Raw genomic sequence first — 24,279 nt, forward strand, 5'->3', positions numbered from 1 at the left:
TTTACATTTTGTCTTTGGTTAAAACGGAATGTCGTCATCAAAATCTATTGTTGGTTCCATAGGATTTGATGCACCGCCCTGAGGGGCGTTTTGCGGCTTAGGTGCAAAACCACCTTGCTGCTGTGGCGCATTACTTTGCCCAGGAGCAAAGCCACTGTTGTTTGATTGTTGGTATTGGTTATTTTGCTGTGGAGCAGGTGCTGCAGCTGGGCGTTGTGCTGGTGCAGCTTGTTGCTGTGGTGCATAACCACCTTGCTGGCTGTTTTGAGCTTGGTTGTTTTGACCATAGCCACCGCCTTGTTGATTATTTTGGTAACCGCCACCTTGTTGGCCGCCTTGATTACCTTGATAACCACCACCTTGCTGATCGCCACCGCGAGCGCCTAGCATTTGCATTTGACCCGTAAAGCCATCAACAACGATTTCTGTTGTGTATTTTTCTTGGCCTTGTTGGTCGGTCCATTTACGTGTTTGAAGTTTACCTTCGACGTAAATTTGCGAGCCTTTACGGCAGTACTCACCAACAATTTCAGCTAGCTTGCCAAAAAATACTACACGGTGCCATTCAGTTTTATCAACCATTTGGCCAGTGTTTTTGTCTTTATAGCTGTCTGACGTTGCTAAGGTAATATTTGCTACACCATTGCCATTAGGCATGTAACGAACTTCAGGATCTTGTCCTAAATTACCAACCAAAATTACTTTGTTCACACCGCGTGCCATGGAACCTTCTCCTATAAACGTTAGATTAAACCAGCTACTTTACGTGCTTGGTCTAGGTCAAATTCTTTATCATTAATCTTTAAATAGCTGCGGCTTTCGTCGCGTACTACTGTTGCTTCTATTACGCCAGGTAAAGCAACTAGCTTAGAAGCAAGTGCTTGAGCTTGCTCTTCAGAACTTAAATTGGTCATTAAACTAATAACTTTACTTTTCGGTGGGACTTGCATTTTCCACGCAATAATAAGCCATATTAACCCAACAAGTGCCGCGGCCGCAAACACAGCTTGCGTACTTGTAGTTTGGGCAACATAACCCCCTAAAATACCACCTAAAAAAGCCCCCAAAAACTGGCTAGACGAATACCCACCCATAGCCGAACCTTTTTGGCTAGCGGGCGCAATACGCGATACAAGCGCAGGCATAGTGGCTTCTAAAAAATTAAATGCTACAAAATAAAGCAACATACAAATGGCAATGCCAACCACGCTATTCACCCAAATAGACATAGCAAACATACTAATAGAAAGCAGTGCTACTGAGCCAATAAACGCTTGTTTTTCTTTTTCTTTTTTAATGGCAATAATCATAATAGGGACCATTAAAATAAACGCTAACAGCAATACCGGAATATATAAATACCAATGGTGGTTTGCCACTAAGCCATCTTTTATTAGTTGGCTGGGTAGTACCACAAAAATAGTGGTTAGCGTTAAATGTAGCAGTAATACACCTGCATTTAAGCGCGATAATTGCGGATGCTTAATAAGCTTTTTAATATCACTAAAGCTTGCCAAGGTATCGCCTTTGGGCGCTTTGTTTACTGCGTTGGGCACTAGAAATAAAATAATACCAATACCGAACACGGCAAGTATTGCTGTTAACCAGAATACTCCCGCTACACCCCACGACGCGGCAACAATAGGCCCAAGTAACATAGCAAAAGCAAAGCTCATGCCTATGCTCATACCAATCACCGCCATTACTTTAGGGCGCTGTTCGTCGCGGCTTAGGTCGCTGGCAAAAGCAAGCAGCGCACTGGCTATAGCGCCCATACCTTGTAGTGCACGGCCCACTGTAACCATTTGAATAGATTCAGCAAGGGCTGCAATAACAGAGCCCAACGCAAACACAACTAAGCCACCAACAATTACTTTTTTACGGCCTATTTTATCTGACAAACGCCCCATAGGAATTTGCAGTACCGCTTGCGTTAAGCCATACGCGCCAATAGCAAATCCTATCCACATAGGCGAAAAACCATCAAGCGATTGGCCATAAATAGCCAATACAGGCATCAGCATAAACAAGCCGAGCATTCTAAATGCAAACACACTCGCCAGCGATACAGCGGCGCGCTTTTCTCGTGAATTAAGTGAAGATGCGGTCATTATCTGCGTATTCTTACGATATGAAAAATTTAGGCTGGGATTCTACCACAAGCTTGGCAATAATTAATCGCCTATAAGTAAGGATTTTTTCGTTGATCATTGATTAATAATGTTTCGTATTATGCGATACTGGACAAATAATTTTGGTAATAAACGAGATAGCATGGAAAACATTGAAGTCCGAGGCGCCCGTACGCACAATTTAAAAGACATCAGCCTAACCATCCCACGTGATAAATTAATTGTTATCACAGGCCTATCTGGTTCGGGAAAGTCATCACTGGCATTTGATACTTTATATGCAGAAGGACAGCGTCGTTATGTTGAGTCACTTTCTGCCTACGCAAGGCAATTTTTATCGTTAATGGAAAAGCCTGACGTTGATCATATTGAAGGCCTCTCTCCCGCCATTTCTATTGAGCAAAAATCTACATCGCACAATCCTCGCTCAACAGTGGGTACCATTACCGAAATATACGATTACTTGCGTTTAATGTTTGCCCGCGTGGGCGAACCACGCTGCCCAACCCACGACTTACCGCTTGCAGCTCAAACAATTAGCCAAATGGTTGATACCGTTTTAGCACTGCCAGAGGGCACTAAGCTGATGCTTTTAGCGCCAGTGGTTAAAGATCGTAAAGGTGAGCACGTTAAATTACTTGAGCAACTTGCAAGCCAAGGCTACATTCGTGCTCGTATAGACGGTGAAGTATGCGACTTATCAGATCCGCCAACACTTGAGCTTCATAAGAAACACACTATTGAAGTCGTAGTTGACCGCTTTAAAGTAAAAGATGGCCAACAGCAGCGTTTAGCAGAGTCGTTCGAAACCGCACTTGAGATGTCTGGCGGTGTGGCAAATGTAGCCTACATGGACGACAGCACGATAGAAGAAATGCTGTTCTCGGCAAATTTTGCCTGCCCTACCTGTGGCTACGCAATGACCGAATTAGAACCGCGCTTATTTTCGTTTAATAACCCTGCCGGTGCGTGTCAAAGCTGTGATGGTTTAGGCGTACGCCAATATTTTGATCCTAACCGTGTGGTACATAACCCAGAGCTCAGCCTTGCCGGTGGTGCTATTAAAGGATGGGATAAACGCAGCTTTTATTATTTTCAAATGCTACAGGCGGTCGCCGAGCACTATAACTTTGATTTAGATGTGCCATTTGAAAAGCTGGCTAAAGAATCGCAAAAAATTATTTTAGAAGGCTCAGGGCAAACAAAAATAGCCTTTAACTACCGTAACGACAGAGGCGATTTAATAACACGCAACCACGAGTTTGAAGGCGTGTTAAACAACATGAACCGTCGCTATCGCGAAACTGAGTCAAACTCGGTGCGTGAAGAGCTCGCTAAATATCAAACTAGCCAAGCGTGCCCTAGTTGTCATGGCTCTCGTTTACGCCAAGAAGCACGCCACGTATTTATAGGTCAAACAAACCTACCTGCTATTACAACTATGAGTATTGGCGAAGCGATGGACTTTTTTGAAGGGCTATCACTAACAGGCCAAAAAGCCCAAATAGCTGAAAAAATCCTGAAAGAAATTCGCGACCGCTTATCGTTTTTAATTAATGTAGGCCTTAATTACTTATCGCTTGAGCGCAGTGCCGATACCCTCTCCGGTGGTGAAGCCCAGCGTATTCGTTTAGCCAGCCAAATAGGTGCGGGCCTTGTAGGCGTAATGTACGTACTGGATGAACCATCAATTGGTTTACACCAGCGCGATAACGACCGTTTATTACAAACATTGGTGCATTTACGCGACTTAGGTAATACCGTTATTGTTGTTGAGCACGACGAAGACGCGATTCGCGCAGCCGATCACATTATTGATATTGGCCCAGGTGCGGGTGTACACGGCGGACATATTATTGCTCAAGGTACACGTGACGATATTTTAGCCACTAAAGACTCAGTAACTGGCCAGTTTTTATCAGGCGTGCGCAAAATAGAAGTGCCACAAGAGCGTAACCCAACCAGCGAAAAATGGCTTGAGCTATTTGGTGCCACAGGTAATAACCTAAAAAATGTAGACTTAAAAATTCCATTTGGCTTATTAACCTGTATTACAGGGGTATCAGGCTCAGGTAAATCAACGCTCATTAACGATACACTCTTTAAGCTTGCGCATACCGAGCTTAACGGCGCGACCACAGCAGAAGCCGCGCCTTACAAATCAATTAGTGGCCTTGATCATTTTGACAAAGTTATTGATATTGACCAAAGCCCAATTGGTCGCACACCGCGCTCAAACCCTGCAACCTACACAGGTATTTTTACCGGTATTCGTGAGTTATTTGCAGGTACACAAGAAGCCCGCTCTCGCGGCTATAAAGTAGGTCGCTTTAGCTTTAACGTGAAAGGCGGGCGCTGTGAAGCCTGCCAAGGGGATGGTGTAATTAAAGTAGAAATGCACTTTTTACCTGATGTATATGTACCGTGCGATGTATGTAAGGGCGCGCGCTATAACCGCGAAACCTTAGAAGTACAATACAAAGGTAAAAACATTCACCAAGTGCTCGAAATGACCGTTGAAGACGCGCACGACTACTTTGATAAAATACCTGCAATAGCGCGTAAACTTAAAACGCTAATGGACGTAGGTTTATCGTATATTCGCCTAGGGCAAGCTGCTACCACGCTCTCTGGTGGTGAAGCACAACGTGTAAAACTGGCTCGTGAGCTTTCTAAACGCGATACAGGTAAAACTCTGTATATACTTGATGAGCCAACAACCGGCCTTCACTTTGCCGATATTGAACAGCTACTTGTGGTATTACATCGCCTGCGCGATCATGGTAATACCATTGTGGTAATTGAGCATAACTTAGATGTGGTTAAAACCGCAGACTGGGTGGTTGATTTAGGCCCTGAAGGGGGCGCTGGCGGCGGTGAAATACTCATTGCAGGCACGCCTGAAGAAGTAGCCGAATGTGAGCGCTCGCATACTGGGCATTACCTAAAACCATTGCTTTAAGATAGATAATAAAAAGTATTCATTAAAAGTTACAAAAATGCCGCTAAATTTAGCGGCATTTTTATTTGCTTATACTAATTTATGTACGAGGAATAAACCCTAGTGCATCGTAAACCGATTTAAGTGTTTTTTCTGCACGTACACTGGCTTTTTCTGCGCCTGATTTCATGATGCTATCAAGTAAGTTTTGATCTTCTCTGATCTCTTTAAAACGGGCTTGGATTGGCTCAATCATGCTAACAACTGCATCGGCTGTGTCTTTTTTCAGGTGACCATACATTTTATCTTCATACTCTGGCACTAAGTCTTCAATTGAGCGCTTAGTGGCTACGCTTAATAAAGTAAGTAAATTAGAAACGCCTGGCTTTTCAGTACGGTCAAAGTAAATACGCGCTTGCTCGTCTGAATCGGTTACTGCTTTTTTAAGCTTTTTCTCAATCTTTTTAGGCTCATCTAATAGCATGATGTAGCCATTAGGGTTTTCATCAGACTTAGACATTTTTTTGAGCGGATCTTGAAGGCTCATTACGCGTGCGCCAAATTCAGGAATATATGGCTCTGGTAACTTAAATACGTCACCGTATAAATTATTAAAGCGTGTCGCTATATCACGCGTTAACTCTAAGTGCTGCTTTTGGTCATCCCCTACCGGTACTTGGTCTGCTTGGTATAATAAAATATCCGCTGCTTGCAATACTGGGTACGAAAATAAACCGACGTTTACATTGTTAGCATGCTTAGATGACTTGTCTTTAAACTGAGTCATGCGGTTAAGCTCGCCCATTTGTGCGTAACAATTTAGCACCCATGCTAACTGCGCGTGTTCTGGCACTTGCGACTGTACAAATAAGGCCGATTTTTCAGGGTCTATGCCACATGCCGCATATAACGCTATACCATCTAATACACGAGAGCGAAGAAGTTCAGGCTCTTGGCGCACGGTAATCGCGTGTAAATCAACAAGCATAAAGAAACTTTCGTGGTCTTCCTGTAGCTTTAGCCACTGGTTAATAGCGCCAACATAGTTGCCTATTGTCATACCACCGGTTGGCTGAATGCCACTTAAAACTACTGGTTTACTCATGATTTTCCTTTAGTGTTTAGTTAATTAAAAATTTTAACGCTGTGTTAGTGTTGGTATTATATCTAAGAAGTTATCGCATAGGTACTGTGGATTATAATCCTCAAGATTTTCGCCTTGGTTATAACCATAATCCACCGCTATTACATCAATTTTAGCGGCATGTGCTGCCAATATATCGCTTTTTGAATCGCCAATCATAATAGCCTTACTCGGCTCAACATTTAGCTTGTTACATGCATACAATAAAGGCGCTGGTGAAGGCTTTTTAGCCATATCGTCTCCACACACTATCACTTCAAAGTGACTGGTAAGAGAAAGCTTATCAAGTAGTAGCTCGGTAAATAGGCGCGCCTTATTAGTAACAAGTGCTTTTGGCATGCCCCGCAAAGCACTGAGCCCTGTTTCTACATGCTGATACAACACACTATACTTGCCCACTAGCTGCTCATAATGTTGGTAAAATAAGGCAATGGCTTTTGCACTAAGCGCTTCATCTAAATGTTCGCTAATTTGCATATCGCCGCTGAGTGCACGTTTGACTAGGGTTTCAATACCGTTGCCTATCCAGCTTTCAACCAAGCTTTGGCTAACAATAGGAAACGCTAAATCACTTAGTGTTAAGTTTACTGCTAGGTATAAATCGTAAACGCTATCAACAAGTGTGCCGTCAAGGTCGAACAAAGCTACATCATATTTCATTACTTTACGTTTCCTAACTGCTCACGCATTTGATCAATAACAACCTTGTAATCAGGCTCATTAAAAATAGCAGACCCTGCTACAAACATATCGGCACCTGCTTGCGCTGCTGCGGCTATGTTATCAACCTTAATACCACCATCTACTTCTAGGCGAATATCACGACCCGACGCAACTATACGCTGCTTAGCTTGAGCTAGTTTTTCAAGGGTGTGGGGAATAAAGCTTTGGCCGCCAAAGCCTGGGTTTACCGACATTAATAAAATAGTATCTAGCTTATCAATAACGTGATCGAGGTAGCTAAGGCTAGTGGCAGGGTTAAATACTAAGCCTGCTTTACAACCATGGTCTTTAATGAGCTGTATGGTGCGGTCTATATGCTCGCTGGCCTCAGGGTGAAAAGTAATTATTGATGCGCCGGCCTCTGCAAACAAAGGGATTATACTATCGACTGGTTTTACCATTAGGTGCACATCTATAGGGGCTGTTACACCGTAATCTCTAAGCGCTTTACACACCATAGGCCCAATAGTGAGATTAGGCACGTAGTGATTGTCCATGACATCAAAATGTACTACATCAGCGCCTGCAGCGAGTACTTTATCCACATCTTCGCCTAATTTTGCAAAATCGGCTGACAAAATAGAAGGCGCAATTAAGTATTTTTGTTCAGGGTTTAACATAGTAATCCGTCAATCAGTAAAGTATGCCTTAATGTACCGTAAATGCTGAGGTTTCCCAAGTAATACACTGTAAATTAGGCATAACTAAAAATATCGATTTAAATATATAAGTATTTATTTATGAAAAGCTTTAGGGCGTGTTGAGCTTTAGTGGTTGAGTTTTGGGCAGCATGTTTAATTTTTGGTAAGGCCGTGAGTAGACGCACAAGCTTTGCTTACATGATACAAGTTATTAGTTTACGTAAGAGCAGTTATTGTGCCCACTCGATTACAAACTTCGGGGCGCGATTTAAAAACTCTTAGCTTGAGAGCACACTTTAACTCGCAAGTTTCAACAGGCCTTAGCTATTACAGGTAAATATTAGTTTGTTATTTATACAGCTTTTGTTATTATTAAAGGAGTAACTTAATTTTAGGCTAATATTATGCGTGCATTTAAAACAGGGATCTTAATTGCGTCGGCATTGTTATTTATTGGGGCATTTAGTTTTGCGCCAAGTTCTGAGCAAGATTTAAGCTTAGTTAGCAATTGTCAGCATCAGGCAAGTAGTAAAAACGCTCCAAACACCTTAACGTGTGCGAAAGTAGAAGAAGACTCATCGTGGTTTTCTTGGCTAACAGGCGATAGCCGCAGTGCGCAGTTTCATTATTTAGATTTATTAGAGCTATTAACTAGCACAGAAGACGCTAAGAATACGCCTTCAATAAAACCTCTATTTTAAATAATGCTGCACTTTATTAGCGCGTTGCAAAGTGTGCTAGCAGCATTTTTTGGTGTGCAATCAGAGCACAAACGCCAAGCCGACTTCCAACAACACTCCCCTCTTTTTATTATTGCTTTAGCTGTGCTGTTTTTTGTTATTTTTGTAGTGACAATTTACGCAGTGGTTGCTTGGGTGCTAAATACATAGCCATTAACTCGTCGACCTTGTTGCGTGATCCACCTTTAGGGCTGATAGTACGTTTTACCTGAATTTTACCAAGTGTAGCTTGGCTATAAATTTTTCGCGTCCACACGGTATCGTGGTTAGATATAAGCACTGGCGTATTGTTTTCAAACGCGGCTTGCTCGGCTAAGTTTGCCAAGTTTGCTTGATCGTCTAAATTAAACCCGCCTTTAGCATAAGAGGTAAACGACGCTGTTTTACTTAACGGCACATAAGGCGGATCGCAATAAATAACCGCATTGTTTGGCACAAGCTTAAACACATCATCGTAGCTTAGGCAGGTAAATGTGGCTTTTTGTGCTTTTTCGGCAAAAAAGTACATTTCTTTTTCAGGAAAATAAGGCTTTTTATATTTACCAAATGGCACGTTAAAAATGCCTTTGAGGTTATACCTACACAGCCCATTGTAACCATGGCGATTCATGTATAAAAAGAGCATTGCGCGCTCATATACATCATTGCTTTTATTAAACTGTACACGGTATTCGTAGTAAGCGTCTGGGTGGTTATTTAAATCAACAAATAGTTTTTTAGAGTCACTTATAAACTCATCAGGCGAGCGCTTGAGCTCTTTGTATAAGTTAATTAAATCAGCATTGATGTCATTGAGTAAATAGTGTTTAAAATTACTATTTAAAAATACCGAGCCTGCACCTACAAAAGGTTCTACCAAGGTTTCAGCGTGTTTGCTGGCTTGAGATAAACGTGCATTAATATCTTCAACTAGGCTGTATTTACCGCCAGCCCATTTAAGGAAGGCTCTACTCTTTTGTTGCATTGGTTCTTAACTTCAATCTGCTGTAGCGCGATTTTACACTAAAGTGAGTCAGTTTACTGATCAAGTCGTGCAATTTCTTGTTTTATTTTGCTGATTTTTTTATAAAAAGGCTTGTTCTTTGTAAGCGCACTCGACAAGGCAGACAACGCACTTTTAGCATCAGCGAGTGATGCATAACTGCCAATAGTAACCACCCACCACACTTTATTATTTCGCTTAGTTTGATATACCTTAGCGCGCTGGCTTAAATTATGTTGAATAATAAACTCACGGGTGATTTTTTCCTGTGTAACGGCTAGCAGCTGCACAGTTGTATTATTATCTGGCTGAGCTAAATACCAAGCGTTATCGGATACGTTATTTGAGATTTTAGGCTGCGGGCTTTCTTTATCGTCACTTTCAATTGGCTCAATAGTCTCAGGAGTGTTTAAGCTTTGTGGTAACGCCTCGCTTTGCTCACTTTGAGCGCTTTGTTGAGCCTGACGCGTTAAACTTTGCATTATCGCCGGCACATCGTTTTTATGGGGCGCTACATTACCTTGTGATTTATCGCTGACCGGCTCTAAAGGCAAATCCGCTTTTGATATATCAGAATTAGCATTACTGACTTCTTTATCCGCGCTTGGGGTAGCGGTAATTTTAGAAGCAGGAATAGCGGTAGCTATGTCCTGGCTTTGTTGATTTTGATAGTACGTTTGCCACCACTGGGTCATGTCATTTTTATACAGCAACCCAATGATAAGTAGCATAATTATAATTAACAACGAGATTAAGTGTACTCGCCACGACACTTTATCTTTTTTTACAATATCAGCCACATGCTCGGTTGGTTGCCATGCTAATAATAAGCTGGGGTTGCCATTCGCTTCATTTAAAAATGCGCTAAATACGGGGTCTTCATCGTACGGTAAATTAGGAAAATACCAGCTCATTAGCTGTTTAGATTCATGTGCAGATAAAGGCTCTAAGTAAATTTCAACGGCATTATTAATAGCTAGCTTTGATTGCGAAGCTAGCATGATATAAAGCGTTACAGGGCTATTTTTGGCAAGTAACTCTAATTCCTGTAATAACTCTTCAGATAAGTGCCTTGCATTATCGAGCACCCACAAACAAGCCTCACACGGCTGCTGCTGCAACAATTGGTAAAAGTTTTCACTTAACGATAAATCGTGATCAATCAGCGGAGAGTTAAAGCTTTGCTCTAATATATCACTCATCAGTGATACATCATTTACACTGGCACTTACTTGTACAAATGCTTTATTAAAACTGTTGTATTTGTCGGTGATGAAGGTTTCGAGCATATAACTTTTGCCTAAGCCAGAGGTGCCTAGTAATACAATTAAGTTTTGCCCGTATTCAAATTGCAGAGCGATTCTATCCACCAACGCCGCACGGCTTGGTAAAATTTGCGCCTGCATTATTGCTCGATTAACGCTCTAACTTGGTCGTCTGATACGTCATCTACCAATGCGCATTGACCAAATTGAGTAGGTAAAATAAAGCGGATAGTGCCTTTTTTATTTTTTTTGTCTTTACGCATATGCATTAAAAACTGCTCAGCAGTCATTTCACTTGGGATCTCAGTCGGTAAATTATAAAGCTTGAGTAGCGTTACAATTCTATCTACCTCAGTTTGCGATAAATCACCGCGTGTATGTGCTAATTTAGCAGCAAGTACCATTCCGGTAGCAACAGCCTCGCCATGTAGCCATACACCGTATCCCATTTGCGCTTCAATTGCATGCGCAAAGGTATGCCCTAAGTTGAGTAATGCACGAAGGCCATTTTCTTTTTCATCTTGCGCCACGATAAGCGCTTTAATTTCACAACATCTATAAATAATATGCTGCAAACTTGCTTCATCTAGTTGCTGTAGCTTTTCTACATTTTGCTCAATAAAAGCAAACAGCTCGGTATCGTAAATCAGACCATACTTAATAACTTCGGCCATACCCGCTGCAAATTCGCGCTCTGGTAAAGTGTGAAGTGAATTAGTATCAATAAAAACAGCTTGCGGCTGATAAAACGCCCCAATCATGTTTTTACCCAATGGGTGATTTACCGCTGTTTTACCCCCTACAGAGGAGTCAACTTGTGATAGCACCGTGGTCGGAATTTGAATAAACGGTACACCGCGCTGATAACATGCAGCAACAAAGCCTGTTAAATCGCCAATAACGCCGCCACCTAGTGCAATTAAGCATGTGTCTCGGCCGCAATTATTTTGCAATAAAAAAGCAGATATTTTCTCAAACCATTCAAGTGACTTGTATTGCTCACCATCGGGAATGACATAAGAAAGAGGGTCTAGATCAGCTAACGAATCAAGCAGTCCTTGTAAATATAAAGGCGCAACTGTGTCGTTAGTGATAATGATAGGCCGACAATCACCAATGTGGTGAACAAGGCGGCCATTATCTTGAAGTGCAGATTGACCAATAAAAATAGGATAACTTCGCTCGTCCAAATTAACAGTTAATTCAAGCATGCTTTGTTATTTCCTTTATTATTGGTTTTTAAAAATCTAATTTCTCGATGATTTGGTTAGCAACAACTTTAGCGCTTTGCTCATCGGTGCGTACAACAAAATCGGCAACTTCTTTGTATAGTGGCTCGCGTTCTTCTGCTAAGCGCTCTAGTACATTACGAGGTGCTTCTTCAGTTTGCAGTAATGGGCGACGCTTGTCGCGTTGCGTGCGTGCAACTTGCTTTTCTATAGGTGTCTCTAGGTATACAACGATACCACGAGCCGAAAGCTTGTTTCGAACTTCTTTACTCATTACTGAACCACCACCGGTTGCAAGTACAATACCTTGCATTTCGGTTAAGTCGCCAATAACAGATTCTTCACGAAGTCTAAAGCCTTCTTCACCCTCAAGATCAAACACCCAGGCAATATCTGCACCGGTACGGCGTTCGATTTCTTGATCAGAATCGACAAATTCAAGGTGTAATTGGTCAGCGATGTGACGACCAATCGTGCTTTTGCCAGCCCCCATGGGGCCAACTAGAAATATATTACGTTTCTCAGCCATATCTTTTAGTACAAACGAACTCTAAAATTTGAAATAAAACCCCGCCTAACGACCTGGCCCCAAAATTAAGGAGGGGATTATCTCAGTAATTGGCCGGGTATTTCAAGTCTATTACAATAAAAAGCCATATAACGAGCAATTATTATCAATAAACACTCGTTGACGAACATAAAACCACTAAATTTTAGTCTATTTGTATTTTCGGTGTCACGAAAATAAGTAATTCACGTTTCTCATTAAACTCGCTGGTGCTCTTAAATAAGCGTCCAACATATGGAATATCACCAAGTACAGGTACTTTATTTGTAGTATTAATTATTTGCTGCTGAAAAATACCACCCAGCACAACGGTTTGGCCGTTATCAACCAGCACTTGTGTTTCAATTTGTTGAGTGTCTATCGAAACCGCTTCACCTGTTCCGGTTTGAACCGTTTCGCCACGAGTATCTTGTGTAATAACTAAGTCTAAAATAACTTTGTTATCAGGCGTTATATGCGGTGTAACCTCAAGGCTCAATACCGCTTTTTTAAAGCTTACAGTAGTAGCGCCACTTGAGGCCGATTCGGTATAGGGGATTTCAGTACCTTGCTCAATACGTGCTTTTTGCTGATTAGCTGCAGTAATGCGCGGGCTCGCAATAATCTCACCTTTATTTTCTTCTTCTAAAGCACTTAGCTCTAAATCAATTAAAGTGCCATTAGCCAACTTAGCTATGTGTAAACCAATACTTGCCGCAGGGTTAGTAATAGGTAGGTTTACATTAAGACGGTCTGATAAATCAGGAATAGTGCCATTTGAGATAGACTCAGCTCCTTCAAGCGAGCCAGATATACCATCACTATCTTGTTGATCACTAAATCCCCAACGCACGCCTAAATCTTCTGTGACGTTATCGCGCACTGTTACCATACGTGATTCAATAACAACCTGTTGCACTGGGATATCGAGTGTTTCAATCATACGGCGAATGCTCTCAATGCTCTTCGCTGTATCTTTAATAAGTAATGTATTGGTACGCTGGTCAACCGATACACTGCCTCGGGCAGAAATGATGCTGTTAGTGTCGGTTTTCAGTAAATCCGCAAAATCTTCAGCCTTAGCGTAGTTTAAACGAATATACTCACTGTAAAGCGGCTCTAAATCCTCGACCTTTTGTTTTGCTAGTAAATCTTTAGCTTCACGTGCAGCGAGCTCTTCAGCTGGCGCAACCATCAATATAGAGCCATCCATGCGCTTATCAAGGCCTTTAATACGCAGTACAACATCTAAAGCCTGATCCCATGGAACGCCATCTAAACGAAGTGTAATATTGCCAGTTACTGAGTCACTCGTTACTAAGTTAAACTCGTTATAACCCGCTATGATTTGCAGTACAGCTCTAACCGAAATATCTTGGAAGTTTAAGGTCATTGGACGACCTTGATATTCCTTGCCGCCATCTAAATAGGCATTTTGCGTTTCATCTTTTTCAATGGTTAACGTTAAAATGTTATCTATTTGCTGGTAGGTAAAGGTAAAAGCAGCATTAGGCTCAATAACTACACGGCTTAAGCTATCTTCTTTAAAGGTCTCAATGGTACTTACTACAGTACCAAAATCTAGCACATCTAATTCATACAGTAAGTCGTCTAAAATATCTGTGTGATGAAACTCTGCAATTATGTTTCCACCACTTTCATGTACTTCTATTGCAGCTTGCGTGTCTTGTAAAAATACTAAAACTTTTGCTTCACCTTTTTCACCACGGCGAAAATCAATAGATTGAATCCGATTAATATAAGCGCTTGAGGCATTATTACCATTGCTGCTTTCATCAGAAGCTTGTTCAGTAAGCGGGTTATCAGATACGCGCAACGACACTAAGTTATTATTAACTTGTGTTTCGTATATTTTTAAACGCTCTAAATTTACCGTAACTTTTAAGCCTTGCTCTGTCAGTACGCTGCTCACACTGTTAATACCTGCGTGATCGACCGGCACATTTTCAAGACCCTGTTCTAGTTCTGCACCATCAAATAACATTTCTATGCGTGCTGGTGTGTTGTGTACTTGAATTTTAGGTTGTTGTGTTAGCTCTTCGTCAAATACAAGTTGTAACTCTGTCTCGCCTTTTAGCAAGGGGTTATAACGTACATCATAAAGTAATGGCGCTGCACTGGCTGTTTTTACAACAAAAAGAGCCAATATGACAAATAACACCATTTGAAAACGATGATGCCAAAGTACATCCTTATACATGTGGGTTTTACCTTTTTTATTATTAATTTGCGCCATTATTTGCCGCCTCTAACATTTCCAATTTAGTCAGCCGCTCTTTCCAACAACCCGACCCATCAGGGATTAATTCAACTAGTTCTACATAATCACTACTTACAGACTTAACTTTACCGTCATACGTGCCTAAGTAATTATTTACCGTTATCCTATGCAACGTTTCATCCGCTGCGGTGATCAGTGCCCACATTTGACCGCTAGAGCCTAATGTACCTTTCATTGATAGGTTATCGAGCGGATACTTTTCTAGTGGCTCTCTCACTCTATCAGGGTCAGGGTGTAAACAATTTTTAATTTGCGTTAGTTTATTTTGAATAATTTCAGGCTGTGGAGCCACAAAAGGACTACGCAGCTGCGATGCATTATATTCAAAATGTTCAAACTGCGTTAATTCAGGTATTCCCTCAACTTTAGGCGTGGTGCTGGCCTTAACTTGGTCAATAAATTCTTTTTGCTCAGACGTATCGTCGTTACAACCTACCAACAATAAAACAGACAATGATAATAAAGGGACTAGTCTCACTTTTTAACCCCTTCTTCATAACGATACGTTTTTGCTACCACACTGAATGTTAGTTGCTTTTCACCAGATGATACAATCGAAAAGTCATGTAAACTTACAATTCGTGGTAATTGGGCTACTTTTCCTACAAATTCACCAAACTCATGGTAAGTACCTATTACTTCAATTTTTATAGGCAGCTCGGTATAAAACTCTTTTTCGATTTCAGGTAACCAGCCAATTTTCAAAAATGTTAAACCGCTAGTAGTACCTACATAAGATAAATCGTCTAAAAGGCCAGGGGTTTCATTTGAGGTAGGTAATCGCTTTAGTAGTTGTGAAAACTTATCTTCCATCTCAACCATTTGCTGGCGATATATATCAAGCTTACTGGCTACAGCATATTTAGTTCTGTAGGTAGTACGCAGCTCGACTTCTTTTGCTACCGCGCTGTGATAGCTGTCTATTTCATCAGATACCAATAAGCTGTAACTAAAAAACAACACTAAACCGGCGACAAATAAGCAACAAATTGCTTTTACTGCAACCGGCCATTCACCAATGTTGTCGAGCTCAATTTCATTCCAATCTATTTCATTTAAGGCTTTTAAATCAAGGTTCATCACTTACCTCACCAATTTTATCAAATGGCTTTACATAAAACTCCATATTAAAATCACTGAGTAACCGTGATGTTTGATCGCCTGCCACAATGCCCTGCATGATTGGCCTTTCTAATAGATAAGAGCCTTGTACCTGACGTAGCATAGTAGATAAACGATTGTTTGATTCACTGCGCCCTAACACATGTATTTGTGTACCACGCCGCTCAAGCTTAGTTAAATACACGCCTTGAGGAACAATTTTAGCTACTTCATCCATAATTTGAGTACCTAAATTACGGCTGCTTTGTAGCTCTTCAATCAACCGCATTCGTTGTTGTAAATTCTCTTTTCGCTTATCGAGATCTCTAATCTCACTAATTTTTTTATCAAGAGTACTGATTTCTGAGCTTAAATAATTATTTTTTAAGTTCTGCCCATCTTTTAAACCCGCGTAAAAAGAGCTAAGTAAGTACATACTTGCAAAACTACCTAGTACTACTGCTATTAATATAGTTATAAATTTCTTTTTTGATTCTTCTCGTTGTAGCTCTCGCCACGGCAGTAGATTTATATGTGGCATGATGAAAAGCTCCTCAATGCCAAACCAGTAGCAATTGCAAACTGCGTTCTATTTCTTTGCATTACATTTCTGTCTACTTTTGGCGAAATTTCCATATTAGCGAACGGTTCAGCCACCACAGCATGAATACCGAGCTCTTCAATTAACAACCTATCTAAACCGTCTATCATTGATGTACCGCCGGTTAGCACTATATAATCTACTTGATCTTTACCTGTGGTTGTTAAAAACATTTGTACCGCACGGCGCACCTGTTGCAATAGTGATGTCTGAAACGGTGCCAGCACTTCAAAAGTATAATTAGCAGGTAAATCACCCGTTGTTTTGCCTATTTCGGCCTCATCAAAACTTTTATTATAATAAGATACAATACTATTAGTATATTGGTCGCCACCAAATACTTGGTCGCGGGTATAAATTGTTTCACCCGCTTGAACGACACTCACCAGCATTAAAACAGCGCCAATATCTACCACGGCAACACACTTATTAAAGGCATCACTTGGCAGTTGCTGATAATACACCTCCATCGCTCTACTTAACGCATAGCTTTCAACATCAACCACTTTAGCGGTTAAGTTTGCCGCCTCCAGCGCGCCCACACGGGCTTCAACACTTTCTGTACGCGCAGCAGATAACAACACATTCATTTTACTCGGGTCGGCTTCGTTGGTAGAGAGCTTTTCAAAATCTAAACTCACTTCATCAAGGGGGTAAGGTATTAAGCTGTCAGCTTCTATTTCAATTTGCGACTCTAATTCAGCGTCACTTAATGAAACATCCATAAAAATAACTTTAGTGATAACGGTTTGTCCTGATACAGCCACTGCCGCTGATTTTAACGATTTTGGTAGTTTTCTTTTTAATTTTGTAATTATGTTACCAATTGCTTCGATATCCTGAATAGAGCGCTCGCTCATTGCACCTTTTGGCATAGGTTCAATTGCAAGTGCTTCTAGTCGAAATCCCGTTTCAATTTCACTTAAAAGCACTGCTTTGATAGAGTGCGATCCGATATCAATTCCGACCATCGCAGGTGATGGCTTTTGAAATAGTTGACTTAGCATGTTTGCAACTTGACCTTTGTTTTAATAATAAACAAGTTATAATTTTTATAGTAAAAAATATTATTCATTTTTTAATCAATATATACTAGCAGTCTAAACTCGCAATTGGGAGTCCATTTAGGGAAATATAAGTGATTTTATTAAAAAGAACATTACAATTTTTTATCATTTGCACGTTAATTGGTCTGATCACTTTAATCAGCCTTTATTATTACGTTAAACCTGATATCCCCAGTGTGCAAGTTTTAAAAGACGTGCAATTACAAACCCCTATGCAAGTCTTTACCAAAGATGGACTCTTAATTAATCAATTTGGTGAAAAACGCCGCATCCCCGTTACTATAGACGAAATACCTCAACCTTTAATTAATGCCTTCTTAGCCACAGAAGATAACCGTTTTTATGACCATATTGGTATAGACCCTATTGGTATTGTCCGCTCTGCTATTGTGTTAATTTCAACAGGTGAGAAAAAGCAAGGCGCGAGTACCATTACTATGCAGCTTGCTCGTAACTTCTTTTTAACACGAGAAAAAGCGTATATTCGTAAAGTTAAAGAGATTTTTATAGCTCTACATATTGAAAGTGTATTAACAAAAGACGAAATTCTTGAGCTGTATCTTAATAAAATAGAACTAGGTAATCGTGCATTTGGTATTGGTGCTGCTGCTCAAGTTTACTATGGCAAAGAGCTAAAAGACCTCACTCTTGCACAAATGGCAATGATTGCCGGTTTACCTAAAGCCCCTTCGGCGCTTAACCCAATTCGTAACCCAATTAGAGCTAAAGCACGTCGTAATGTAGTGCTTGGTCGCTTACTTACTGAAAACTATATTACGCAACAGCAATACAACGATGCGGCTAACCAGCCTATCACTGCTTATTTTCACGGTGCTGAGATAGACCTTTACGCCCCTTATATCTCTGAGATGGTTCGTGCTGAGATGGTTGAGCGCTACGGTGTAGAAAAAGCATATAACTCTGGCTTTAAGATATTTACCTCTGTGGAGTCTAAAGTTCAAAAGGCTGCGCAAACAGCTTTAGTTAATAATTTACATAACTATGATATGCGTCATGGCTTTCGTGGGCCTGTAGACGTGTTATGGGATCCAGAAACACAGCCTGCCTTAAGTGAGCAGCAAATTATAGAAAAGCTAAAACCTGTTAAAGAAATAGCTGATTTGCATGCTGGCGTGGTGTTAAATGTGACAGAGAAAACCGCTGACGTTATTTTAAAAAATGGCCAGCGCACCACACTTGATTGGGATAATTTAAAATGGGCGCGCAAATACATTACTCGCTACCGCCAAAGTTTTGCCCCTAAAGCCGCTACTGACATTCTTACCCCAGGCATGCAAATATGGCTGCGTAAAAATGACGACGACAGTTACCTACTAAGCCAAATACCAGAAGCTGCCAGTGCACTTGTTTCACTCGACCCACAAGATGGCCGTATTAAAGCTATAGTAGGCGGTTACAGTTTTGAGCAAAGCCAATACAACCGAGCGGTACAAGCTAAACGCCAAGTTGGCTCTAATATTAAACCCTTTATTTACTCTGCTGCGCTCGAAAATGGCTATACATTGGCCTCTATTTTAAACGACGCGCCAATAAACCAGTGGGATAAAAGTTTAGGTGTAGCGTGGCGACCAAAAAACAGCCCAGCAGTTTATAATGGCCCTATACGTATTCGCCGTGCACTTGCACAATCTAAAAACGTTATTTCTGTGCGCTTACTGCGCGGTGTAGGGTTACAACGCACCGCTGATCACTTGCTTAAGTTTGGTTTTAAAGATGCTGATATCAACCGCAGTGAATCGTTAGCATTAGGGAGTGCATCAATCACGCCATTAGAGCTTGCTCGCGGCATGAGCGCATTTGCTAATGGCGGTCACTTAATTGAACCTTACTTTATATCTGAAATTCAAGATGCTTATGGCAATGTACTATTTAAAGCAAACCCTGCTCTTGCTTGCGATGAAGACGAGCTATTACCCGTCTCTCAAGCAATGGATAGCTTTGCCAACAACCTAGATACCGACACAAAAGATGATACAGCCACGCAACCACGTTGTGCACCACGTGTTATTTCAAAGCAAAATGCTTTTTTAATTGCTGAAGCAATGCACAGCGCAGTATGGGGTGGCGGTAGCTGGACCCATAAAACAGGCTGGAGCGGGACAGGTTGGCGTGCGCAAGCATTAGGTAGACGCGATCTATCGGGTAAAACAGGCACAACCAATGACTCTGTTGATACTTGGTTTAGCGGCTTTAACCGCAATGTAGTAACGTCTGTGTGGGTTGGTTTTGACAACCCAGGTAACTCGTTAGGGCGCTCCACCTATAATAACAACCTAGATAGCAGCCAAATCTCTGGTGCTGAATCGGGCGCCAAAACGGCACAGCCTGCCTGGGTTGATTTTATGAAAGTGGCGCTTGAGGGCACACCAGAGGCGCCAATAGAGCCTCCTGAAGGGCTAGTTTCAATTCGTATCGATTTAAAAACAGGTTTGTTAAGTCATAAAAACGACTACACCAGTCGCTTTGAATATTTTGAAAAAGGCACTGCGCCTACAAAATATGTGCTGTCTCAGCCAACTGATATTTTTGAAGAAGATACAAAAACAGAAGAAGAGTTATTCTAAAAACAAAAACGGCAGCTTACACAAGCTGCCGTTTTACTATTAATATTTGCTGCGCTATTTTAAGTTTTTAACTAACCAATATAAATCAGAGTGCACTCCCGCGGCGGTCACTTCTTTTCCTGCCCCAGGGCCTTGTATTACTAAGGCATTTTCGTTGTACCACTGGCTATTAATAACAAAGATATTATCGCCAGGTGTTAAGTTAGCTAAGGCGTCCCCTTTAGGCGCGTAAGTTATACCTACCTTCGCCGATACTTTACCCTGCTCTAATGCCAATAAACCGGTATACCTAAGTACAGCATCTTGAGCATTTGCCGCATCGGCATGGTGTTTAATAAAGGCATTTAGCTTATCTTTATTCACTAAAAAGTCATCCCATGAACCTTGGGCTAACTCATCAGGCATTAATGCTTGTAAGCTTATATCATCTAAATCTAATTCAATGCCAAGCTCGCGCGCAAGTATTAGCAATTTACGTTGCATATCGCGGCCCGATAAATCCTCGCGAGGATCAGGCTCTGTAAAGCCCATTTTTTGCGCTTCAAGAACAAGGTCAGAAAATGCCACACTGCCATCGTATTTGCTGCATAGCCACGAGAGTGTGCCCGAGAAAACACCTTCAATACGGGTAATTTTATCGCCACTATTTTGTAAATCGGCCAACGCAAAGTTAATTGGCAACCCTGCCCCAACACTAGTGTTGTAGCGCCAATGCAAGTTACGCTCGCTAATACTTTGGCGCAGCGCGTTATACCAATTAGATGCAGCAGTGCCTGCGTACTTGTTAGCACTTATTAAATGGCAGTCTCGCTCAACAAAGTCAGTGTATAATTGGCTAAATTGCTCGCTTGCCGTTATATCAACAACAACTTTGTGCTCGTAATCAAGTTCGTTTAATACACTTAATAAATCCGCCTGCTCATAAGCAACGGCATTATGCTGCCATTGTTTTTTCCACTGTCCGAGTGTAATACCCGAGGCATTAAATAGCATATGTTGCGAGCGAATTAACCCAACTAGCTTAATACTATAATCGCCCGACAATCGTTTAAATTGAGCATCTAGCTGACTTAAAAATTCATCGCCTACATTACCTAAGCCAGCCACAACCAGGGCAACTTCTTGGCCTTTATTAATTAATTTTTCGTGCAATAAACTAAGTACATCGCTTTCTATTAACTGATCAGTTAACAGCAATGTATAGCCTGTATCTTGATGAATAAAACGAGGGTGAATACTTTGCTGATTTAAAACCTCAGCCGCTAATGTACTTAGTGTGTAAACATCTTGCGTAGGCGCAACCACCGCGCAGCCATTTAAATTAGACTCGCTTATATTTGCTCGCCCAGCAAAATAACTCACTACTTGATGCGTTGCACCCGCGGGCACAACTAAGTATGTATCCCCGTTATGTATAAAATGATGAAGGCTGTGCTGAATAAGCTGGCTAACATGCGCCACTTCTCCCGCGTTAAGGCCTTCAACGAGCAGTAAATCAACGTTTTGTAATGTAGTAATAAAACGTTTTTGCTTAGCTTTGCCTTGTTTTACAATATCGGTAGGAGCAGTTTGCACATCAAAACTACTACGTACAGCCAGTTTAATATTACTGTTTTTTAAAGGCGAAAGCGTTTTAGCATGTAACACAGGGTTACCCAATCGAGCTAATAAGTTAGCTTGTTCACGGCACACCTTGTTGTACTTAATCGCCTTTTCAACTTTACGTGGGTCGGCACTAAAGACCCCTGGCGTATCAGTCCAAATACATACATTTTGTGCGTCGCAATAATTGGCCAATAAGGTGGCGCTGTAATCACTGCCATTGCGCCCAAGCGTAACTGTTTTACCATCAGCACTTGCTGCGATAAACCCTGTTACTACGTTAATTTTATTTGCATCAATAACTTGGCTGCATTGCTGTTTGTTTTGCGCATGCAAAAGCTCCCCGCTTGTTACACTAAACAGCGCTCTAGCATCATGAGCACACGCTTGAATGTTTAATTGCGTTAAATAGGCTGCTAATAATCGCGCAGACCACAGCTCACCATGCGCCAGTAAGGCCGCCTCTTGTAACTGCTGCTTGCTGGCTTGCTCTGCTACGTCACTTAGCTCATGCGCTAGCACAGCTAAAGCCGTGTGTTTAGCATCGGCTTTTAATAACTCTTCAATTAATGCCGTTTGGTGATTACTCAATTGCAGCAAAATATCAGCAACGGCTTGCTTATCTTGTTGTTGATAACTTTGCCACAGCGAAACCAATGTATCGGTGGTTTTACCCGCAGCAGATACAACCACGCAATCGCCAGGCTGTGTGTGGCCAATAATTATTTTTGCCACACTTTGATAGCGCTCGCCCGAGCTTAAGCTCGAGCCGCCAAATTTATGTACACTGTTTACCATACTCAATCACCACAAAGCTGGATGAGCAGCCTGCTGCTTTACATCACCATTGGCATTGCCTGCAGCTTTACCAACACGCCCTACATTTTTATTTTGCCCAGGTTTAACTAAGTTAAATACACGCTCAAAATCAGCAAGTAGGTCTTCTACATCTTCAATACCGACCGAAATACGAATTAGCGTATCGCCCACACCCGCCTCTAAACGTGCTTGAGCGTCCATACCTGCGTGAGTCATGGTCGCAGGATGACAAATTAAACTCTCAACCCCACCTAACGATTCTGCTAAGCTAAATTCTTTAAGGCTTGTTAAAAACGCCGCGGCATCATTCACATCGCCTTTAATATCAAAACTAACCATACCACCAAACCCAAGCTGTTGGGCTTTAGCAAGCGCATGTTGAGGATGCGATTCAAGGCCTGGGTAGTAAACTTGGCTAACATACTCAGAGCTTTCTAAGTATTTAGCAATTGCCAGGGCATTTTCTTGGTGCTGTTTTAAACGCACATTTAAAGTACGTAAACCACGTAACGTTAAATAGCTATCAAATGGTGCGCCGGTAATACCAATGTTATTGGCCCACCAAGCAAGCTCATCACCAAGCTCTTGTGTAGCAGCAACAACTGCACCGCCTACAACATCAGAATGGCCGTTTATATATTTAGTGGTTGAGTGCACAACAATATCTACGCCAAACTTAATTGGGTTTTGTAATGCCGGTGATAAAAAGGTGTTATCGGCGGCCACTAATGCACCGCACTGTTTTGCTATATCCGTCACGGCTTTAATATCCGTTAGGCGCAGCACAGGGTTACTTGGTGTTTCTATCCAAATTAATTTAGGTTTAATGGTTAAAATTTGTTCTAGGCTTTCTGGTTTAGTTAAATCAAGTACTTTAAGTTTAAGCAAGCCACGCTTTTCTAAAGACGTAAATAAACGGTAGCTGCCGCCATAACAATCGTGAGGAATAACCAATGTATCATCGTTATTTAATAACTGTGTGGCTAAGTGCACTGCTGCCATGCCCGTAGCAGTAATAATTCCGCGTGCGCCACCTTCAAGCTCTGCTAGAGTGTCAGCTAAAATATCGCGATTAGGATTACCACTGCGTCCATAGTCGTATGCGCGCTTAGTATCAAAATCGGCAAACGAATAAGTCGTCGATAAATAAATTGGCGGTACAACGGCGCCATGATGTTTATCGGCATCAACCCCATTTCGTACAGCAATGGTTGCTTTGTTTTTTTCGCTCATATTCGTCACCTGATTAATTTGGATGTTTAGACGTCTAAAAGAGTAAGTTATCCATTATAATAAGTCAAAGCTTTTAAAGCTCTAGATGGCTAAAAATAACAGATGTGTAAAACTTCAATGAGGCTGTATTTACTATTACAGCCAGCTTATTAAGATAGATTGCTATCTATTATTTGACTATCTTTTTTAAAACGATAGAATTTCACGCATATTTACACGCTTTTTACGCCGTGTGAGAAATTAATAATCTGAGGCAACGATACATCTTATGGCTAAATGGAATGGTGAGTATATTCACCCATACGCAGAACACGGGAAAAAATCAGAGCAAGTTAAAAAGATCACCGTTTCGATCCCGCTAAATGTATTAAAAGTATTAACTGATGAGCGTACACGTCGTCAAATAAACAACCTGCGTCATGCAACAAACAGCGAGTTACTATGCGAAGCGTTTTTGCATGCCTTTACAGGCCAGCCATTACCTAATGATGATGACCTACGTAAAGATAACGCAGAAAAAGTACCTGAAGAAGTTAAAAAAATAATGCAAGAAATGGGTTTAGAAGTGCCTATTTTAGACGAAGAATAAAACGTCTTTTTAAACAAAAAAACCTCAGCATGCTGA

21 protein-coding genes are annotated in these 24,279 nt (G+C 41.3%); 5 read left to right on the forward strand and 16 right to left on the reverse strand.

The window, feature by feature from the left end; genetic code table 11:
- Positions 1–18 precede the first annotated feature (18 nt).
- Complete coding sequence (ssb, locus tag MSC25_RS09285; RefSeq protein WP_024032519.1) at positions 19–723, reverse strand: single-stranded DNA-binding protein; 705 nt, start codon at positions 721–723, stop codon at positions 19–21.
- Between the two features lie 20 nt (positions 724–743).
- Positions 744–2,111, reverse strand: coding sequence for an MFS transporter (locus tag MSC25_RS09290; RefSeq protein ID WP_248443239.1), 1,368 nt, complete (start codon positions 2,109–2,111; stop codon positions 744–746).
- 163 nt (positions 2,112–2,274) lie between these two features.
- Here MSC25_RS09290 and uvrA point away from each other — a divergent pair, with 163 nt between their 5' ends.
- A complete protein-coding gene (gene uvrA, locus MSC25_RS09295; protein ID WP_126008706.1) occupies positions 2,275–5,094 on the forward strand; it encodes an excinuclease ABC subunit UvrA in 2,820 nt (939 codons plus the stop codon).
- A gap of 79 nt (positions 5,095–5,173) precedes the next feature.
- On the opposite strand, the gene trpS is transcribed toward uvrA, so the two are convergent.
- The 3 genes from trpS to rpe are packed head-to-tail and all read right to left on the reverse strand — an operon-like array spanning position 5,174 to position 7,560.
- On the reverse strand, positions 5,174–6,178 hold the full coding sequence (gene trpS, locus MSC25_RS09300; RefSeq protein ID WP_029771853.1) for a tryptophan--tRNA ligase: 1,005 nt from the start codon (positions 6,176–6,178) through the stop codon (positions 5,174–5,176).
- A 33-nt stretch (positions 6,179–6,211) separates the two neighbouring features.
- Entirely contained in the window at positions 6,212–6,877 is a 666-nt protein-coding gene (locus MSC25_RS09305; protein ID WP_055254629.1) for a phosphoglycolate phosphatase, read from the reverse strand.
- Positions 6,877–7,560 (reverse strand): ribulose-phosphate 3-epimerase, encoded by a 684-nt coding sequence (gene rpe, locus MSC25_RS09310; RefSeq protein ID WP_029771856.1) that lies wholly within the window; start codon positions 7,558–7,560, stop codon positions 6,877–6,879. The genes MSC25_RS09305 and rpe overlap by 1 nt, the downstream gene beginning before the upstream one ends.
- Before the next feature lie 425 nt (positions 7,561–7,985).
- Here rpe and MSC25_RS09315 point away from each other — a divergent pair, with 425 nt between their 5' ends.
- Positions 7,986–8,282: a hypothetical protein gene (locus MSC25_RS09315; RefSeq protein ID WP_248443240.1), complete on the forward strand. Its 297-nt coding sequence runs from the start codon at positions 7,986–7,988 to the stop codon at positions 8,280–8,282.
- A gap of 3 nt (positions 8,283–8,285) precedes the next feature.
- Positions 8,286–8,471 (forward strand): DUF2970 domain-containing protein, encoded by a 186-nt coding sequence (locus tag MSC25_RS09320; RefSeq protein WP_024032525.1) that lies wholly within the window; start codon positions 8,286–8,288, stop codon positions 8,469–8,471.
- Here MSC25_RS09320 and MSC25_RS09325 read toward each other — a convergent pair.
- The 9 genes from MSC25_RS09325 to MSC25_RS09365 form a co-directional block, all read right to left on the reverse strand.
- Positions 8,419–9,285, reverse strand: a complete 867-nt coding sequence (locus MSC25_RS09325) for a Dam family site-specific DNA-(adenine-N6)-methyltransferase (protein ID WP_004589353.1) — start codon at positions 9,283–9,285, stop codon at positions 8,419–8,421. The two genes, MSC25_RS09320 and MSC25_RS09325, sit on opposite strands and share 53 nt — an antisense overlap.
- 53 nt (positions 9,286–9,338) lie before the next feature.
- Positions 9,339–10,709, reverse strand: a complete 1,371-nt coding sequence (locus tag MSC25_RS09330) for an AAA family ATPase (RefSeq protein ID WP_248443241.1) — start codon at positions 10,707–10,709, stop codon at positions 9,339–9,341.
- A complete protein-coding gene (gene aroB, locus MSC25_RS09335) occupies positions 10,709–11,779 on the reverse strand; it encodes a 3-dehydroquinate synthase (protein WP_248443243.1) in 1,071 nt (356 codons plus the stop codon). Before aroB ends, MSC25_RS09330 begins: the two co-directional genes overlap by 1 nt.
- 28 nt (positions 11,780–11,807) lie before the next feature.
- Positions 11,808–12,326 carry a shikimate kinase AroK gene (aroK, locus tag MSC25_RS09340; RefSeq protein WP_004589350.1) on the reverse strand — a complete coding sequence of 173 codons (519 nt, stop codon included), beginning with the start codon at positions 12,324–12,326 and terminating at the stop codon, positions 11,808–11,810.
- Positions 12,327–12,510: 184 nt separating this feature from the next.
- A complete protein-coding gene (locus MSC25_RS09345) occupies positions 12,511–14,601 on the reverse strand; it encodes a type IV pilus secretin PilQ family protein (RefSeq protein ID WP_248443244.1) in 2,091 nt (696 codons plus the stop codon).
- Positions 14,588–15,124 (reverse strand): pilus assembly protein PilP, encoded by a 537-nt coding sequence (locus MSC25_RS09350; RefSeq protein ID WP_248443245.1) that lies wholly within the window; start codon positions 15,122–15,124, stop codon positions 14,588–14,590. Before MSC25_RS09350 ends, MSC25_RS09345 begins: the two co-directional genes overlap by 14 nt.
- The gene (locus MSC25_RS09355) at positions 15,121–15,726 is read right to left on the reverse strand and encodes a type 4a pilus biogenesis protein PilO (RefSeq protein WP_096041062.1); all 606 of its coding nucleotides are present in this window, start codon (positions 15,724–15,726) and stop codon (positions 15,121–15,123) included. The genes MSC25_RS09350 and MSC25_RS09355 overlap by 4 nt, the downstream gene beginning before the upstream one ends.
- Complete coding sequence (locus tag MSC25_RS09360; RefSeq protein WP_096041061.1) at positions 15,716–16,288, reverse strand: PilN domain-containing protein; 573 nt, start codon at positions 16,286–16,288, stop codon at positions 15,716–15,718. Before MSC25_RS09360 ends, MSC25_RS09355 begins: the two co-directional genes overlap by 11 nt.
- Positions 16,276–17,355, reverse strand: coding sequence for a pilus assembly protein PilM (locus MSC25_RS09365; RefSeq protein ID WP_096041060.1), 1,080 nt, complete (start codon positions 17,353–17,355; stop codon positions 16,276–16,278). Before MSC25_RS09365 ends, MSC25_RS09360 begins: the two co-directional genes overlap by 13 nt.
- Before the next feature lie 131 nt (positions 17,356–17,486).
- Here MSC25_RS09365 and MSC25_RS09370 point away from each other — a divergent pair, with 131 nt between their 5' ends.
- The gene (locus MSC25_RS09370) at positions 17,487–20,000 is read left to right on the forward strand and encodes a PBP1A family penicillin-binding protein (RefSeq protein WP_248443246.1); all 2,514 of its coding nucleotides are present in this window, start codon (positions 17,487–17,489) and stop codon (positions 19,998–20,000) included.
- Between the two features lie 54 nt (positions 20,001–20,054).
- Here MSC25_RS09370 and metL read toward each other — a convergent pair whose 3' ends face one another.
- Positions 20,055–22,400 carry a bifunctional aspartate kinase/homoserine dehydrogenase II gene (gene metL, locus MSC25_RS09375; protein ID WP_248443247.1) on the reverse strand — a complete coding sequence of 782 codons (2,346 nt, stop codon included), beginning with the start codon at positions 22,398–22,400 and terminating at the stop codon, positions 20,055–20,057.
- A 6-nt stretch (positions 22,401–22,406) separates the two neighbouring features.
- The gene (gene metB / locus MSC25_RS09380) at positions 22,407–23,654 is read right to left on the reverse strand and encodes a cystathionine gamma-synthase (protein ID WP_248443248.1); all 1,248 of its coding nucleotides are present in this window, start codon (positions 23,652–23,654) and stop codon (positions 22,407–22,409) included.
- A gap of 268 nt (positions 23,655–23,922) precedes the next feature.
- Between metB and metJ the strand changes: the two genes are divergently transcribed.
- Positions 23,923–24,243 (forward strand): met regulon transcriptional regulator MetJ, encoded by a 321-nt coding sequence (metJ, locus tag MSC25_RS09385; protein ID WP_004589341.1) that lies wholly within the window; start codon positions 23,923–23,925, stop codon positions 24,241–24,243.
- The last annotated feature ends 36 nt before the right edge of the window (positions 24,244–24,279 follow it).

The organism is Pseudoalteromonas sp. 1CM17D, from assembly GCF_023161805.1.
In the GTDB taxonomy this organism is placed as follows: domain Bacteria; phylum Pseudomonadota; class Gammaproteobacteria; order Enterobacterales; family Alteromonadaceae; genus Pseudoalteromonas; species Pseudoalteromonas atlantica.

Excerpts from the sequence above, each read along its gene's own strand:
- ssb (WP_024032519.1), bottom strand. The coding sequence starts at position 723 with ATGGCACGCGGTGTGAACAAAGTAATTTTGGTTGGTAATTTAGGACAA.
- MSC25_RS09290 (WP_248443239.1), bottom strand. The coding sequence starts at position 2,111 with ATGACCGCATCTTCACTTAATTCACGAGAAAAGCGCGCCGCTGTATCG.
- uvrA (WP_126008706.1), top strand. The coding sequence starts at position 2,275 with ATGGAAAACATTGAAGTCCGAGGCGCCCGTACGCACAATTTAAAAGAC.
- trpS (WP_029771853.1), bottom strand. The coding sequence starts at position 6,178 with ATGAGTAAACCAGTAGTTTTAAGTGGCATTCAGCCAACCGGTGGTATG.
- MSC25_RS09305 (WP_055254629.1), bottom strand. The coding sequence starts at position 6,877 with ATGAAATATGATGTAGCTTTGTTCGACCTTGACGGCACACTTGTTGAT.
- rpe (WP_029771856.1), bottom strand. The coding sequence starts at position 7,560 with ATGTTAAACCCTGAACAAAAATACTTAATTGCGCCTTCTATTTTGTCA.
- MSC25_RS09315 (WP_248443240.1), top strand. The coding sequence starts at position 7,986 with ATGCGTGCATTTAAAACAGGGATCTTAATTGCGTCGGCATTGTTATTT.
- MSC25_RS09320 (WP_024032525.1), top strand. The coding sequence starts at position 8,286 with ATGCTGCACTTTATTAGCGCGTTGCAAAGTGTGCTAGCAGCATTTTTT.
- MSC25_RS09325 (WP_004589353.1), bottom strand. The coding sequence starts at position 9,285 with ATGCAACAAAAGAGTAGAGCCTTCCTTAAATGGGCTGGCGGTAAATAC.
- MSC25_RS09330 (WP_248443241.1), bottom strand. The coding sequence starts at position 10,709 with ATGCAGGCGCAAATTTTACCAAGCCGTGCGGCGTTGGTGGATAGAATC.
- aroB (WP_248443243.1), bottom strand. The coding sequence starts at position 11,779 with ATGCTTGAATTAACTGTTAATTTGGACGAGCGAAGTTATCCTATTTTT.
- aroK (WP_004589350.1), bottom strand. The coding sequence starts at position 12,326 with ATGGCTGAGAAACGTAATATATTTCTAGTTGGCCCCATGGGGGCTGGC.
- MSC25_RS09345 (WP_248443244.1), bottom strand. The coding sequence starts at position 14,601 with ATGGCGCAAATTAATAATAAAAAAGGTAAAACCCACATGTATAAGGAT.
- MSC25_RS09355 (WP_096041062.1), bottom strand. The coding sequence starts at position 15,726 with ATGAACCTTGATTTAAAAGCCTTAAATGAAATAGATTGGAATGAAATT.
- MSC25_RS09360 (WP_096041061.1), bottom strand. The coding sequence starts at position 16,288 with ATGCCACATATAAATCTACTGCCGTGGCGAGAGCTACAACGAGAAGAA.
- MSC25_RS09365 (WP_096041060.1), bottom strand. The coding sequence starts at position 17,355 with ATGCTAAGTCAACTATTTCAAAAGCCATCACCTGCGATGGTCGGAATT.
- metL (WP_248443247.1), bottom strand. The coding sequence starts at position 22,400 with ATGGTAAACAGTGTACATAAATTTGGCGGCTCGAGCTTAAGCTCGGGC.
- metB (WP_248443248.1), bottom strand. The coding sequence starts at position 23,654 with ATGAGCGAAAAAAACAAAGCAACCATTGCTGTACGAAATGGGGTTGAT.
- metJ (WP_004589341.1), top strand. The coding sequence starts at position 23,923 with ATGGCTAAATGGAATGGTGAGTATATTCACCCATACGCAGAACACGGG.